The organism is Paenibacillus sp. VTT E-133280, from assembly GCF_002264385.1.
Taxonomy (GTDB): domain Bacteria; phylum Bacillota; class Bacilli; order Paenibacillales; family Paenibacillaceae; genus Paenibacillus_AQ; species Paenibacillus_AQ nitricinens.
The window spans coordinates 14,767-29,554 of sequence record NZ_NFUX01000028.1; the positions used below are offsets into that span (position 1 = coordinate 14,767).

Annotated in this window: 11 protein-coding genes; 5 read left to right on the top strand and 6 right to left on the bottom strand. The window is 43.6% G+C overall.

Annotation, left to right across the window (positions count from 1 at the left end; genetic code table 11):
• The first annotated feature begins 1 nt into the window (after window position 1).
• From CA600_RS14075 to CA600_RS14090, 4 genes are all read left to right on the top strand, one after another.
• Complete coding sequence (locus tag CA600_RS14075) at window positions 2-898, top strand: carbohydrate ABC transporter permease (protein WP_218832580.1); 897 nt, start codon at window positions 2-4, stop codon at window positions 896-898.
• A gap of 75 nt (window positions 899-973) precedes the next feature.
• Window positions 974-2,548 (top strand): DUF3502 domain-containing protein, encoded by a 1,575-nt coding sequence (locus CA600_RS14080; protein WP_094870743.1) that lies wholly within the window; start codon window positions 974-976, stop codon window positions 2,546-2,548.
• A 68-nt stretch (window positions 2,549-2,616) separates the two neighbouring features.
• A complete protein-coding gene (locus CA600_RS14085) occupies window positions 2,617-3,645 on the top strand; it encodes a LacI family DNA-binding transcriptional regulator (protein WP_218832579.1) in 1,029 nt (342 codons plus the stop codon).
• A 38-nt stretch (window positions 3,646-3,683) separates the two neighbouring features.
• Complete coding sequence (locus CA600_RS14090) at window positions 3,684-4,571, top strand: sugar phosphate isomerase/epimerase family protein (RefSeq protein WP_094870745.1); 888 nt, start codon at window positions 3,684-3,686, stop codon at window positions 4,569-4,571.
• An 82-nt stretch (window positions 4,572-4,653) separates the two neighbouring features.
• Here the strand turns inward: CA600_RS14090 and CA600_RS14095 are convergent, their stop codons facing one another.
• From CA600_RS14095 to CA600_RS14120, 6 genes are all read right to left on the bottom strand, one after another.
• Entirely contained in the window at window positions 4,654-5,433 is a 780-nt protein-coding gene (locus CA600_RS14095) for a spermidine synthase (RefSeq protein WP_094870746.1), read from the bottom strand.
• Window positions 5,405-6,904, bottom strand: coding sequence for a response regulator (locus CA600_RS14100; RefSeq protein ID WP_094870747.1), 1,500 nt, complete (start codon window positions 6,902-6,904; stop codon window positions 5,405-5,407). The genes CA600_RS14095 and CA600_RS14100 overlap by 29 nt, the downstream gene beginning before the upstream one ends.
• Window positions 6,905-8,758 carry a sensor histidine kinase gene (locus CA600_RS14105; RefSeq protein ID WP_094870748.1) on the bottom strand — a complete coding sequence of 618 codons (1,854 nt, stop codon included), beginning with the start codon at window positions 8,756-8,758 and terminating at the stop codon, window positions 6,905-6,907.
• A gap of 30 nt (window positions 8,759-8,788) precedes the next feature.
• Window positions 8,789-9,622 carry a carbohydrate ABC transporter permease gene (locus CA600_RS14110; RefSeq protein WP_094870749.1) on the bottom strand — a complete coding sequence of 278 codons (834 nt, stop codon included), beginning with the start codon at window positions 9,620-9,622 and terminating at the stop codon, window positions 8,789-8,791.
• A 2-nt stretch (window positions 9,623-9,624) separates the two neighbouring features.
• Window positions 9,625-10,518, bottom strand: a complete 894-nt coding sequence (locus CA600_RS14115) for a carbohydrate ABC transporter permease (protein WP_094870750.1) — start codon at window positions 10,516-10,518, stop codon at window positions 9,625-9,627.
• A gap of 107 nt (window positions 10,519-10,625) precedes the next feature.
• Window positions 10,626-11,978: an ABC transporter substrate-binding protein gene (locus CA600_RS14120; RefSeq protein ID WP_094870751.1), complete on the bottom strand. Its 1,353-nt coding sequence runs from the start codon at window positions 11,976-11,978 to the stop codon at window positions 10,626-10,628.
• Between the two features lie 249 nt (window positions 11,979-12,227).
• Here CA600_RS14120 and CA600_RS14125 point away from each other — a divergent pair, with 249 nt between their 5' ends.
• Window positions 12,228-14,780, top strand: a complete 2,553-nt coding sequence (locus tag CA600_RS14125; RefSeq protein ID WP_094870752.1) for a beta-mannosidase — start codon at window positions 12,228-12,230, stop codon at window positions 14,778-14,780.
• The last annotated feature ends 8 nt before the right edge of the window (window positions 14,781-14,788 follow it).

Sequence of the window (14,788 nt, forward strand, 5' to 3'; positions counted from 1 at the left end):
TATGGAAACTCAAAAAATCAAACAGGATTCCGGAAGTATTATCATAAAAGTGATTAGCTATATCTGCATTAGTATCTTTGCACTGTTCTGTGTATTTCCCTTTGCACTAATGATCTCCTCATCGTTTATGAACGAGCAGGAAATTGTCCGTGAGGGCTACAAGCTGCTGCCTAAAGAATTTTCCTTTAAGGCTTACGAATTGTTGTTTAACAACTCTACGCAACTAGTAAATGCTTATAAGATAACTATTTTTATAACCGTAGTGGGTACGGTCCTTGGACTGTTCATGATGTCGATGGCTGGCTTCGTGCTTAACCGCAAGGATTTCAAGTATCGCAACTTCTTTTCCTTTCTAATTTACTTTACGACACTCTTCAGCGGTGGCTTGATTCCAACGTACATCTTGATGGTCAAGCACCTGCATATGAAAGACAACTTATTTGCCATGATTCTACCGGCTGTAGTTGGCGCATGGTCGATCTTCCTGATGCGTAATTTCATGAAGGCCATTCCGGATTCCTTATATGAATCTGCTACCATTGACGGTGCTGGCGACTTCCGTATCTATTGGCGGATATTTATTCCGCTGGCGGTTCCTTCCTTAGCTACCATCGGGCTTTTCTCGGCGATAGGCTTTTGGAATGAGTGGTACAACGGGATGTTATATATGGACTCCCCGACGAAATATCCACTCCAATACTTCTTGCAGCGAATGGTCAATCAGACGAATCTCGGTACACTAATCAATTCGGGGGCAGTTATCAATACAGCTGATCTTCCAACGCAATCCATCAAGATGGCTACAGCTGTGCTGGCCACCGGGCCAATTATTCTCCTCTATCCATTTGTACAGCGTTATTTCGTAACAGGCCTCACCGTTGGGGCTGTAAAGGGTTAATGGACGTCTCCTTTTCGAAGGCGCGTTTATTATAAATGCAATTCATAAATAGAAAAGAAAAGGGAGGCTTACCTAATGAAAGGTAAAAAAATTGCGTCTTCTTTAATTGCTGTACTCATGCTTACTGGGGCATTGACAGCCTGTTCATCGAAGAACAACGAGGCGAGTAATGATCCGGCAGCTACGAAGGCACCAGATGCTTCAACGAATGCAGGAGGAGTAGACACTTCCAAAGAAGCTAAGTTGGTGTATTATCTGTGGGGTAGTGAAGGTGTTCAAAATAAGGCGATTCTAGCTGAGATTAACAAAAAGCTCAAGGCTGATCTCAACGCTACAATTGAAGTGAAGTATATTGACTGGCCAGATATCAATACGAAATACCCGTTGCTATTTGCTTCAGGCGAGCAGTTTGATATGTCTCATGCATCTCCAGGAGCACCTGTATCCTATTTCACATTGGCTAGTGAAGGTGCTCTAGTGGACCTTACCGATATGCTCGATAAAGTTGCTCCTAAGCTGAAGGCAGAAATCCCTGCTAGTGTATGGGAAAATACTAAGTACAAAGGTAAAATCTATGGCGTACCGAGTCTTTATAGTGAATATACACCAAATGGTTATGCCTATCGTGTAGACCTGTTGAAGAAATACGGAATGGAAAAAATTACAACTCTCGATGACATGGTTAAATACATGGATAATGTTGTTGCCAATGAGTCCTTCCCACCAATTAACGGTAAGTCAGAAGATGCGGCCAATATGTTCAGAATGCTCGTAGATACTACAGGAATGTGGCTTAACGCACCTGGTATATCTTTGAATGAACTAAATCTTGTGACTAAAAGTCCAGAGGACTACAAGACCGTCTTCCATCCAGCATACACTCAGGAATTCGAAGATTGGGCTGTGAAAATGCGTGAATGGGCAGATAAAGGATACTGGGGCAAGGATGTGCTGTCTGCAACTCTTGGCAGCAAAGATAACTTCAGAGCAGCAAACTCCGCTGGTTATTTGACTCATGCTCAGGACTGGATTGGCCAATACGGTGCAGATTTGAAGGCACAACCAGAGGCAGAAACTGCATTCTTTACTTTTGCGGAAGCCAACAAGAAGATCAAACGTAAGATGGGTGTTGATAACTCGACTGTAATTAGCACGAGCTCCGAGAATCCAGAGCGTTCTCTGATGGTGATCGAGAAGTTCATGACTGACGAAAGCTACTACAACCTCATCCAAAACGGTATTGAAGGCAAACAATATGTTATGGAAAATGGTGTTAAAAAGCAGCCTCCAGGCTTCAACGAAAAAACGGACGGCGGAGGTTTCGCGGCTTGGTCACTTCGTAATGACAAATTCGTAGTTCCTACGGATACAGAAAACCCAATTCGTAACTCTTTATTTGCAGAGTGGGATAAAGTCGCTATCGATGATCCATACAATGGCTTTAGCTTTGATCCATCGAATGTAACTACAGAAATTGCTTCCATCTCCAACGTGAATTCCCAGCTTGGTATTCAATTGATGCTTGGTAAAACAAGCAAAGATCCTAAAGCTGCTGTAGCGGATTACCGTGAGCAACTGAAAAAAGCAGGAATTGACAAGGTTATTGCCGAAGTAGAAAAGCAATTGGCTGCGTTTGTTCCAGTGAACTAAAGAACGTTAAAAGGTGTGAGGGAGCTATAGTAGCATATAGCTCCCTTACTTATAAGTGGGGGAGTATAGTGGACGTAAATATCAAGGATATCGCGCGGATTTCCGGTGTGGGCATCTCGACGGTCTCCAGGGTCATCAACAATAAGGGGCTGGTGAGTAAGGCTACTCGGGAAAAGGTTCTGAATGTTGTTAAGGAATACAATTACATTCCCAATTCCAATGCAAGAAATTTAAAAACTACAGAGTCAAAGAACATTGCACTTATGGTTAAGGGGATTACCAATCCGTTTTTCTCCAATATGATTAAAGAAATCGAGCGGCAGGCTAATCTGCGTGGTTATCCCTTTCTCATTCATCAGGTAGAGGATGGTACGGATGAAATCAATGCTGCCATTCAGCTCACCAAAGAAAAAAATCTATGCGGGATCATCTTCATGGGCGGAACCTACAATCATTCCGAAGAGAAGTTCAAGCAGCTGACGGTTCCGTTTGTACTGACGACGATCACCTCTACACAAGAGGTGGACCCTGATATCTTTTCTAGTGTCACCATTAATGAATTGAAGGAAGCTTATAAGGCCACCAATTACTTGATATCACTTGGGCATGAGAATATCGGTTTTCTAGCCAAGTCCCCTTTATTGGATGAAACAACAGGAAACCGGAGATATTTGGGCTACAAACAAGCACTGGAAGAACATAATCTGCCTTATGATCCACAGTTGGTGGAGGATTGTGAATATAGTCCTAGCTCGGGATTTGATGCAGCGCGGAGATTGCTTAAACGGAATAAGGGAGTAACCGCAATATTTGCAGCCTCCGACACGATTGCTATCGGTGCTGCCAAAGCGGTGCTTACCGCGGGGTTGTCTATTCCGGATGATATTTCAATCATTGGCTTTGACGGGATCGAAATGGCTGAATATTTTCATCCTTCACTTGATACGATCAGCCAACCGGGTACAGAAATGGCTTTATCCAGTGTGGGCGTTCTGTTTGATCTAATTTCTGGACGGTCAGTTCATCAGCATATTGTCTACGATGCGGTATTGCTCAAGCGAGGCTCTTGCAAGATGCTCAAAACACTTAAGGTTTAATACTGACTATAAAAGCTATCATTGGAGTGGTAACCCAAATGCAAGACACATTGAGAATAGGTACTCTGGTTCGTGGCGGGGAGGCCGTCACCGTGATTCCGCAAATCGTTCAGCATGGTTTTGAATCCTTTAACCTGAACTTTTGGCAGACCACAGGTGAAACCAATCTTGTAGAAACAGCTGCACGACTTAGGGAACTGGCTGCTGAACATGATTTTGTCATCTCTTCTGTTGGGATTTATGGCAATCCACTTTCAGGAACAGGCGACAATGCTGACACACTCGCCAGTTGGGAGCGATTGATTGATCATGCCCATTTATTCGGCACAGATATTATCGGAGGATTCACCGGACGTCTTCCAGGTTCTTCGATTGACGATTCGATTCCGAGATTTGCAGAGGTGTTTAGTGAATTGTCCAAAAGGGCAGCCGATCGTGGCTTAAGAATTGCTTTTGAAAATTGCGCTATGGGTGGAAATTGGCAGGCGGGAGAGTGGAATATCGCTCACAATCCTTCAGCCTGGGAGAAAATGTTCAATGCTGTGCCAGCAGACAATCTGGGTCTGGAATGGGAACCGTGCCACCAGCTGATAGGTCTCATTGATCCGATTCCGCAGCTACGCAAATGGGTGAATAAGGTGTTCCATGTACATGGCAAGGATGCCACTATTGCCTGGGATATCGTCAAGGAATACGGAATTCATGGACCTAAGCCTTATGTCTGGGACCGGACGCCTGGCTTCGGGGATACGAACTGGGTGGATATCATCTCGATTCTGCGCCAAGCTGGTTATAAGGGAACAATTGATATTGAAGGCTGGCATGATCCTGTCTACCAGGGTGAACTAGAAATGACTGGACAGGTACATGCGCTAAATTATTTGAAGTATTGCCGAGGTGGCAGTTTTGTCCCAAATCCGGTGTAAAGGATATCAGATAGTAACAACTCAAAAATGACCTCAAAACCCACAGTAAAGTGGAGGATGAGGTCATTTTTATATGCTTAGCTTAATCCCGTATAAGATAGCCTTGCCCAAGCTGGATTTCATTAAAGCCTGCCATGTGGCGAGCTTGAAAGCGGATCGGCTTAAATCCACCTATAATAATGATGTTTTTGATATCCGCAGTCCCATCTGAAGGCAGTGAAAAGGATTTAATATAGGTAAATTGTTCGGTGAGCGTGGTGTAAATAGCATTAATGAGCGGATCATTTTCACCTTTTCCCATCAGATTCATCAGGAGATACCCTTCGGTATTCAGTTTTGAATGCGCGATGCTGAAAAATTCACTGGAGATTAAGTGCCTCGGCGTGCCCGCAGCGGTGAAAGCATCCAAGACGATGTAATCATATTTCTGTGTTTCTTCACCTTCAAGGATCTGACGTCCGTCACCGATCACTACGTTATCTTGGATGTATCCAAAATAGCGGCGGCTTAATTCGACTACTTCGCTGTCTAGCTCAGCTACTTTAAATCTCTTGTCTAGAAAATACCCGGCAATCGTTCCAATCCCATGACCAATAAGAAAGGCGTCCTCGAAAGAGGGAGCATTGCATTTCATCAAGTGAATGATGGCTCGCGGATATTCAAACACAACTCGTTCTGGGTGATTGAGATCCATCGCACCTTGAATGGCCTGATTGGAAAACTGCATGACGCGGAACGCACCTTGTTCACCGTATAGTTCTGTGGTGTCATAGACGGTGATTTCATGATTATCGCTGCTCGTGTGAATCTGTGATTGCAAGTGATCAAGCTCCTTATACGATAGAAATTCGTTTATATTCATTGGGTGTAACGCCGACTACACGTTTAAAAAGCTTATTGAAATAGGCAGGATCGCCATATCCAACTTCTGCTCCAATCTCGTGAATCTTTAGATCAGGAGCATTCTTGAGCAGATGCTTGGCTTTACGTAGCCGGATTTCCGTGATGTAGTCCGTTAATGTAAGTCCAGTTTCTTGTTTGAACAGCTTGCTTAGATAGCTTGGTGTCAAAAAAACCATATTCGCTAAGGTGTTCAGATCCGCATGTTGATTATAGTTGGCTGATATCCAGCGCTTTATGGTTTCTACAGCTGTACCGGACATCTCTAGGCGATGGGCTCTGATTTCAAATAAAATGCTTGAAAAATGGTCGGTGAATACACGCTCAACTTCACTGAATCTCATACTGGAAGTAATGCTTTCATCCAGTCCAAGATAGGGTGCACCTCTGTAGAGGGTCTCAAATTCTTGCAATTCTTTCTGCGCAGATTCAATAACCCATCGACAGACACGGAGAATTTGATCGGGCACAGCTTGTTGTGATTTCAACATTGAGAATAAGTTACGCACGCGCTCTAAAGCACCCTCCATATTCAGGATCTGCAGATCATGGATTAATGGTTCCTTGATCGCATTAAAAGGCTCGAGAATATTTATCTCAGGCTGCTGAATGTTCTGAATATTAGCATAGTGCAATCGGTCAGTGTTATAGATGCCGACACTGCAGGCTAACCTAGCCTCTTGATACGCTTGTCTGAGCTTGGCGGTATCATTATAGGAACTGCTAGTACCTACATGCAGTATCATACCATTGGCAGAGATACGAATCCTGTCGCCGATTTCATTCCTATCGCTGTCCGAGAGTTGTTTTGTAGAATACAGGATACAGACATGCAGTCCATTTTGGATCTCTAAGCTGTCGATACTAAATGCCTTCTCTTGCCGCAGACTGTCTACACAGAAACAGACGGGTTCTCTTGATCTTCCTTTGAACACAAAGACTGAGAAATAAGGCTGGGGCAAAGTAAGGCTCGACAAAAGCAAGGGGGATGGGGGCTCGTCGACTTGAAGAAGGGTCAGTAGGAGACCGGTACGGTGACGTACCTCCTTGTCACGAGAGAACTGCTGCTCTTTCTCCAATTGATAAAGCAGGTCGAATAATTGCTCCTTATCGATGGGCTTTAATAAGTAGTCTACTGCAGAGCTGCGTATGGCTTCTCTGGCATAATTAAATTCAACAAATCCACTCATTAGAATGGAGCGGATTTGCGGGTGACTGGCTTTTAATTGTTTAATTAATTCCAAGCCGTTAATTTGCGGCATACGAATGTCAGTAATCACAACATCAAGCTGAAGCGAAGGTAACTCGTCAAGTAGATGTTTCCCATCGGAGTAGGTGCCGATGACCAGAAATTCAGTATTTTCTTTGCTGATCATTCGGGCCAGACCTTCGCGGATCAGGATTTCATCGTCAACAATTGCAATACGCAGCAATCAGAGCATCTCCTCTCCGTAATTCATATCATCTTCACTATGAGTAGTGAAGGGAATGTCCTCAATGCGCAGTGTAACACGAGTACCTACTCCGAGCTTACTCTCTACAAGGAGCCCGAATGAGCTGCCGTAATGCAGACGGATTCTCTCATTCACATTTCGTAGGCCAATTCCAAACATTTCACTTTCATTCCCACTTTGCAGACTATGATTTAAGGAACGAAGGGTGGCAGCATCCATACCGATGCCATCATCTTCTACACAGAATACGACATTTCCTTGCTCACTCCATGCGGTGATGGTTAAGGTACCGAGACCTACTTTTTGATCTAAGCCATGAAAAACTGCGTTCTCCACAATGGGTTGGAAGACAAGTTTGATTACAGGAAGATGTAGAAATTTCTCTGGCACATCAATGTGTAGATTGAACTTATCTGGAAACCGGATTTGTAGCAGATGATAATAATTTCGAACATGATCCAGCTCTTGTCTGATCGTAACGGCTTCTTCGCTTCGGACAATACTGTAACGCATCTGAAGTCCAAGTAAATAGGTGAGCTTCGCTACACGGGGGTCATCATTGCTCTCTGCCAGCATACGGATAGACTCCAGCGTATTATAAATAAAATGGGGATTGATCTGATTCTGAAGTGCCCTCATATCAGCCTTCTGCTTACGCTTCTCGGTGAGGGATACTTCCTGTAGCAGATCCTTGACCCTTATGATCATTCGATTAAAATGACTGCCAAGCATTCCAATCTCATCATTATATTTGGAGTGCTGCCAGACATCCAGATTACCGTGCTGTACCCGTTTCATTAGACGGACCAAAGATTTAAGGGGTTTAGTCAGCGCATGTGAGATGAACGTGGCAACGCAAAGTGCAAAAGCAATAATGATCAGTGTAGTTAATATAAGAGCATTGCGATTCTTCTGTACAGGTGACAGGATACGGGCCAAAGGAATCGTAACCATAGTCGTCCAACCTGTCTGTTTCGAGACGCTATACACTGCAAGATAAGATTGACCATTCATTTCTATTTGAAAATGATCCTGTTGCTGATTCACATGCTGCAGCAAAAGCTGCGTGTTCAGTCTTTGTTCCCCGCCGGTTTGCATCGAGTCTGAGGCGTCTTCACTGTCATAGATCAGTTCTCCGTTATTATCTACAATTAATGTGTTGCCTTGTGTAACTGCGTTTACGGGATCAATAATCCCGTTAAACAAGTTGATGTTTACATCAAATACGAGAATTCCTATATGATCTAGCGTGCTTACAGAATTAATGGTGCGAAGTACACTGAAAACCTCTCTATGGGCATTGGAGTTTATACGAATCGTATGTCTGCCTTGAATGACAGGAGCGGCTCCAGCTTCATCACTTAAGGTTCTCCATTCGGCTAGTCGTTCTTCAGGGTACAGCTCGTGGATTCCGGGGACTCTATCATAAAAAACAGAACCGTACTGATCCACCATGTACACGGCGATGATCTCTTCCTTCGTATGCTTCAAGTAGCTCAGGAACATCGCCATGCCAGTACTTTTATCCCAGTCGGTATTTTGCTGAGTGAGGTAGAATTGTACATCGGTGTTATACAGCGGTAGCGCTGTGTATCTTTTTAGATCGGCGACATAACGGTCAATGGTATCAGAGGCATTCGATGTCATTTGGTTCGCGCTTTCCGTTGCATTCACAAGAACAGAATTGAACATGGAGCGGGAGGACAAATAACTAACATAAGTGATTGGAAGCGAGATCAGAAAGACAAATACGACGATCAGTTTTCGCTCCATCGGAAGATTGGCAAGGAACAACCACATTTTTCGTAAGGCTAGCCGGATGAATGATACCATTTGCGTTGTCCTTTCTTAAAGTCAACTTCCTTATTTAACTGCGCCACTGGTTACGCCTTCAAAGATGTAACGTTGTAGGAAGAAATATAGAATTATTGTTGGGAGCAGGATGAGCAGAATGGCCGCACAGATCAAATTCCATTCTCCCGAATTGACCCCTTGAAAACGCATCAGGATCGTCGTAACTACACCCAGGCTTTGTTTTGGCATATATAGATAAGGGATGTACATGTCATTATAGATACTAATCGTCTTCAAAATAATCAAAGTAGCCGTAGCCGGCGTCAATAATGGAAAAATAATCGAGCGATAGATTTTAAAAAGAGATGCACCTTCTACCATCGCGTTCTCATCGAGATCCACGGGAATGTTACGGATGAATTGCAAATAAAGAATAATTTGAATCACATCTGCTCCGATGTATAGCACGATAGGGGCGCCGAGTGTATTATAAAGCCCCATGCTTTTGATGATACCAAAAGTCGCTACTTGTGTCGTGATGCTAGGAATGATAGTAGCTATTAGATAGGCACCGAAGACAACAGGTTTTAATTTAAAAGAGAAGCGTCCCAGTACAAATGCTACCATAGTTCCAAAAAGAATGTTCAGAATTAAAGTAACAGCAATAATAATTAACACGTTACCAAAGCCGTTAAGTAAACCTCCACGCTGGAAGACTGCAATGAAATTATCAAAGTTTAAAAAGCTTGTTGGCAACGCCATGGAGCTACTACTGTTAAATTCATCAGTTGATTTGAAGGCGTTTACGATAACTACATAAGGAGGAAAGAGCACGACAAATATGCCGATGATTAGCGAGAAGTATTTAATAACATCTGTAAAGCGGAATTTGGAGTTTGTCATGTCTATTTGTGTCCTCCCCGGCTAAGAACTAGTTGCTGTACTAATAGTACGATGACGACAAAGAAGAGCAAGATGATACTCATGGCAGAAGCGAGACCATAGTTGTTGTAAGCAAATGCAGTGTCTACTACTTTTTGTACGTAAGTTTCGCTGGCGCCCGCAGGACCACCCTTGGTCAATACGAACGGGAGATCAAATACTTCCAGTGCTCCTGTGACGGTAAGAAATAAGTTAAGCTGAATGACTGGCTTCATATTCGGTAAAGTAATTCTCCAAAGGGTTTGGAAGGACCCGGCACCATCAATCTTTGAAGCCTCATAGATATCGTTTGGTATAGCCTGCAAGGAGGCGATGTAGATGACCATGTTATAACCCATGAAACGCCAAAACCCTGTGGATGCCAGAGAGTAGTTGACCAGTCCTTCTGTTCCAAGCCAGCTGGTCTGCCCTAATCCGGTTAGACCGATGCTGTTCAAGAACATGTTCAGAGAGCCGTTAGTAGTGTCAAAGACATAACCAAACATAAAAGCAACGGCAACTCCGTTCATAATGTAAGGAAGGAAAAGTAAGATTCGGAATGCATTTTTCCCTTTGAGCTTACTATTCAGAACAACTGCAAAATAAATGGCGACTATGTTCTGAACAATTCCCATAGCGAAGTATGCAAAGTTATGTGTAAATACTTTGAAAATATCAGGATTAGAGAAGACCTCACGGTAATTAGCAAGTCCGACCCATGGTTTCTCAGGGCTATAGCCATCCCAGTTGGTGAAGCTGTAATAGATCAGCTTAAGCGCTGGATAATACGTAAACGTCGCAAGGAGCAACAATGGGATCGTAAGGAATGATACGATGATTATCGTTTTTTGTTTGTTATAGGAAAGTGTTCCGAACATCGCTAGCCCTTCTTTCATAAAAGCTTGGTATGGAAAGGCAAAATGGACTATCCGTAAGGGCGATAATCCATTTTGCGCCGTGGTGTACTTCTGGTCAAAAGCTTGTATTAATAGCCGAGATCTTTCTTAGCTTTAGCCCAGGCTTTATTCCATTTGTCTAATACAGTTTGTGGATCTTTGGCAAGCACAAATTCCTGGACAACAGCAGGGAGATCCAGTTGTGCTTTGTTGCCGATTTCTGTAACCTTCGCATCGTCAACAGTTCCCTCTACTAGCTCTACTCCGGTAGCTTGGAATTCTTTTAGCTGAGCCAGATTAGATTCTTTTCCTTTTAGTGGGGAGATAAAGCCCGCAAAGTCCTCATAGCCGGAATCCTCAATCATCCATTTTACAAAAGCTTTAGCAGCTTCTAAATTTTTACTGTTTTTAGCAACAGCATAGAAGAAGTCTGGGCTAAGAGTAGCGGAAGGTTTACCTGAATTGTCATAAGGGAATGGGAAGAAGCCAACATCGTCTGAAGGAGCTCCTACTCCAATAACTTGGTTAATGACCCAGTTGCCGAGATAGTACATGGCGAACTTACCAGAAGCGATGTCTTTTTTCGATTGCTCCCAGTTGGTGGAGTTGATGTCTTTTTCCAGATAGCCTTTTTCGTTCAGTTCTCTCAGCAGACTAAACGCTTTCCCGTAACCATTGTCTAAAGTGAATGGTGTCTCAGAGTTCAGCTTCTCATTAGGGAAGTCAGGGTTGCCTGCAATTAGGCGTGGAGTGTCATAAGCCCAAGTACCGAGTGGCCATTTATCTTTGAAGTTAGAGGACAATGGAATGACACCTTTTGCTTTCAGCTTTTCGCAGGCAGCCAGGAATTCATCCCAAGTTTTAGGTGTTTCTGTGATGCCAGCATCTGTAAATGCTTTTTTGTTATAAACAATTCCGGATGTCGAGTTCCCTGTGGTAATTCCGTACAGCTTGCCATCAAAGGATTTGAAGTCTTTAAAGGTGATTTGATCGTTCAGACCGAGGTCATCCAGTGAAGCGAAGTATTTCGGCAGGTCGGAGTTAGGAATGGTAGGAATGAACATAACATCTGGAAGCTCGCCGCTGGCCATTCTGACTTTAGCCTGTTGATTATAGTCGGTCTGGGAAGCTTCGAATTCGACTTTAATATTCGGGTATTTTTCATTAAAGCGCTTTAAATATTCATCGTATTCTTTGCCAATCATGTCTGTTCTGTTAGTCAGGAAGGTGATTTTGCCGCTAATATCAGCTCCTGCTGCAGGCTCGGCTGTTGCGTTGTTTGTTGAATCTCCGCTTGTATTCTCTGTATTCGTTGCTGCAGGCTTATCGGTTGCAGAAGCCCCGTTATTGGTGCTGTTTCCATTGTTCGAGCCACAGCCAGTCAGCGTTGATGATAAAACCATAATCATAACAAAAGATAACGAAAATAACTTATTTCTCATAACATAGTCCCCTTTTTCATTATTTTGTTAGCGTTTACATGAACATTATAGCTTTAAATAAAGCGTTTAGAAATGTATTGTATTATTATTTATTGTCTTTATTTGTTTTGTTTGAACGATTATAATTAATATATTCCTAACTAATGGATAACAAAATACTAAGAATGACAATTGGATTCAATGAAATACTAGAAAAGGTATGCTATTTTGAAAGATGCATATGCTCTACAACACTTTTAGGAGGGTACCATGAAACATCTTGAGATGAAGCTTGCGAAGTGGGAATTTAGAAGCTGTGGTGACGAGGAGTGGCTTCCGGCTACTGTGCCAGGCACGGTCCATACGGATTTATTGAAGAACGGAAAGATTGAGGATCCCTTCTATGGAACAAATGAACATAACCTACAGTGGATTGATAAGAAGGATTGGGAATATCAAACCACTTTGCAGCTGGGTGAAGAGTGGTTGGAGCTTACTTGCACAGAACTGATTTTTGAAGGTCTTGATACCTATGCTGACGTGTATGTGAATAATGTACATGTGCTCGCTGCAGATAATATGTTTTTGGCGTGGAGAGTGGATGTTAAAGATCAGTTGAAGATTGGTGAAAACCATATACGAGTGAGATTCCGCTCTGTAGTTAAAGAGGATCTGCCTAAGCTAGCGAAACTGGGATATGCGTTACCTGCACCGAATGATCAATCCGAGCTTGGGGGACTAGAGGAACAGCGGATTAGCGTTTTTGCCCGCAAAGCGCCTTATCATTACGGTTGGGATTGGGGTCCGCGTTTTTTGACCAGTGGAATTTGGCGTGAGGCCTCTCTTGAGGGGCGTAACACAGTTCAAATCACAGATCTCCATATCCGCCAAAATGTGATCACAAAGGAAGAGGCTCATTTAACCGCAATGATTGAAGTAGATGCTCCTGCGGCATGGCAGGGAATGCTGCGAATGAGTGCTGATGGATTAGAGTCAATGAAAGCGGTTTCCTTAAAAAGTGGAAAGCAGCTAATAGAGATGGATATCGTGGTAGATCAGCCGCAGCTCTGGTGGTGTAGAGGACTAGGCGAGCCTAATTTATATACATTCCAAGCGGAGTTGCTGCAAGATACGGAAGTTGAAGTTAGCAAAAGCGTAAGAACCGGGCTTCGTAGCATTCAATTGATTCGGGAGCATGATGCGAAAGGGACTTCATTTTCTTTTGTACTGAATGGGGTGTCGGTCTTCGCTAAAGGTGCCAATCATATTCCGAATGACAGCTTCATCACAGAAGTAACCGAAGAGCGGTATCGGCATGAAATTGCCACGGCTGCAGAATCAAACATGAATATGCTGCGAGTGTGGGGTGGCGGTTTTTATGAAGAGGAGATATTTTACAGGCTCTGTGATGAATACGGGCTGTTGGTCTGGCAGGACTTCATGTTCGCTTGCAGCATGTATCCGGGGGATGAAGCGTTCCTTGCGAATGTGAAGAAAGAAGCGGAGTATAACATTAAAAGATTGCGCAATCATCCCTGCATCGCCTTATGGTGTGGTAATAACGAGATTGATTCGGCCTGGTCACAGTTCGAGGAAAATATGGGCTGGGGCTGGAAAGAAAAACTCAGTGCTGAGCAAAGAGCTACCATGTGGGCTGATTATGAGGAAATATTCCACCGGATTCTACCGGAGGCTGTAGCCGCATTCCATCCAGGTGTGGACTATTGGCCGTCTTCACCAATGCGGAATTTGACTGGAGATATGAATCAACATACGACACGGATTGTGGGCGATGGGGATGTGCATTACTGGGGCGTGTGGCACGGGATTGAGCCTTTTGAGAATTATAATACCAAGGTTGGCCGCTTTATGAGTGAATACGGATTCCAATCGTTCCCGGAACTGAAGACCGTAATGAGCTATGCTGAAGAGCAGGATTTGGAGCTTACTTCAGAGGTGATGCTGGCTCATCAGAAGAATGGACGCGGGAATCTGCTGATCAAGGAATACATGGATATGTATCTGCCGCAGCCGAAGGATTTTAAATCATTTCTGTATATGAGTCAAATCCTGCAGGCTGAAGCGATTCGAATCGCGATTGAAAGTCACAGAAGGAATAAACCTTATTGTATGGGGACTTTATACTGGCAGATGAATGATTGCTGGCCGGTCGCTTCTTGGGCGGGGATGGATTACAACGGACGCTGGAAGGCATTGCAATATACCGTGCGCTCAAGTTTTCAAGATGTTCTGTTGTCTATTGAGGGTACAGACCGTGAGCGGATTGACGTTCATGTCGTATCTGATTTAAGAACAGCGGTTATCGCTGATTTGGTGCTTAAATTGTATCAGTTTAACGGTTCCCTAGTACAAGAGTGGACACATTCAGTTGAGTTAGGAGCTGATTCTGCGGCTATCGTATTCTCGTCTCCAGTAGCGGAACTAATAGAAAGTCATGGATCTAACGATGTGTTGCTTGAGATCAGCTTGCAGGCTGATGGCGAGATGATAGATCGAAAGGTGCACTATTTTGTCCCGGAAAAAGAAATTCGGTTGCAGCGGTCAGTAATTAACATAATGGAAACTCCAGATAGCGGAGGTCTAAGCTTCACTGTGACAAGTGATGTATTAGCTAGAGGCGTATATCTGACCTCAGAAGATGAAGGAATATTCTCTGACAATTACTTTGATCTTCTCCCAGGGCAGCCCAAGACGATAACGTTCTCGAAACGCGGGAACGATGGAAGGGGCTGGATTCCAGGCGCTCCTAAGGGACTGAAGGTTCAATCGATGGTTGATTTTGTGAGCGAAGATTCACTGTAAATCTTAAG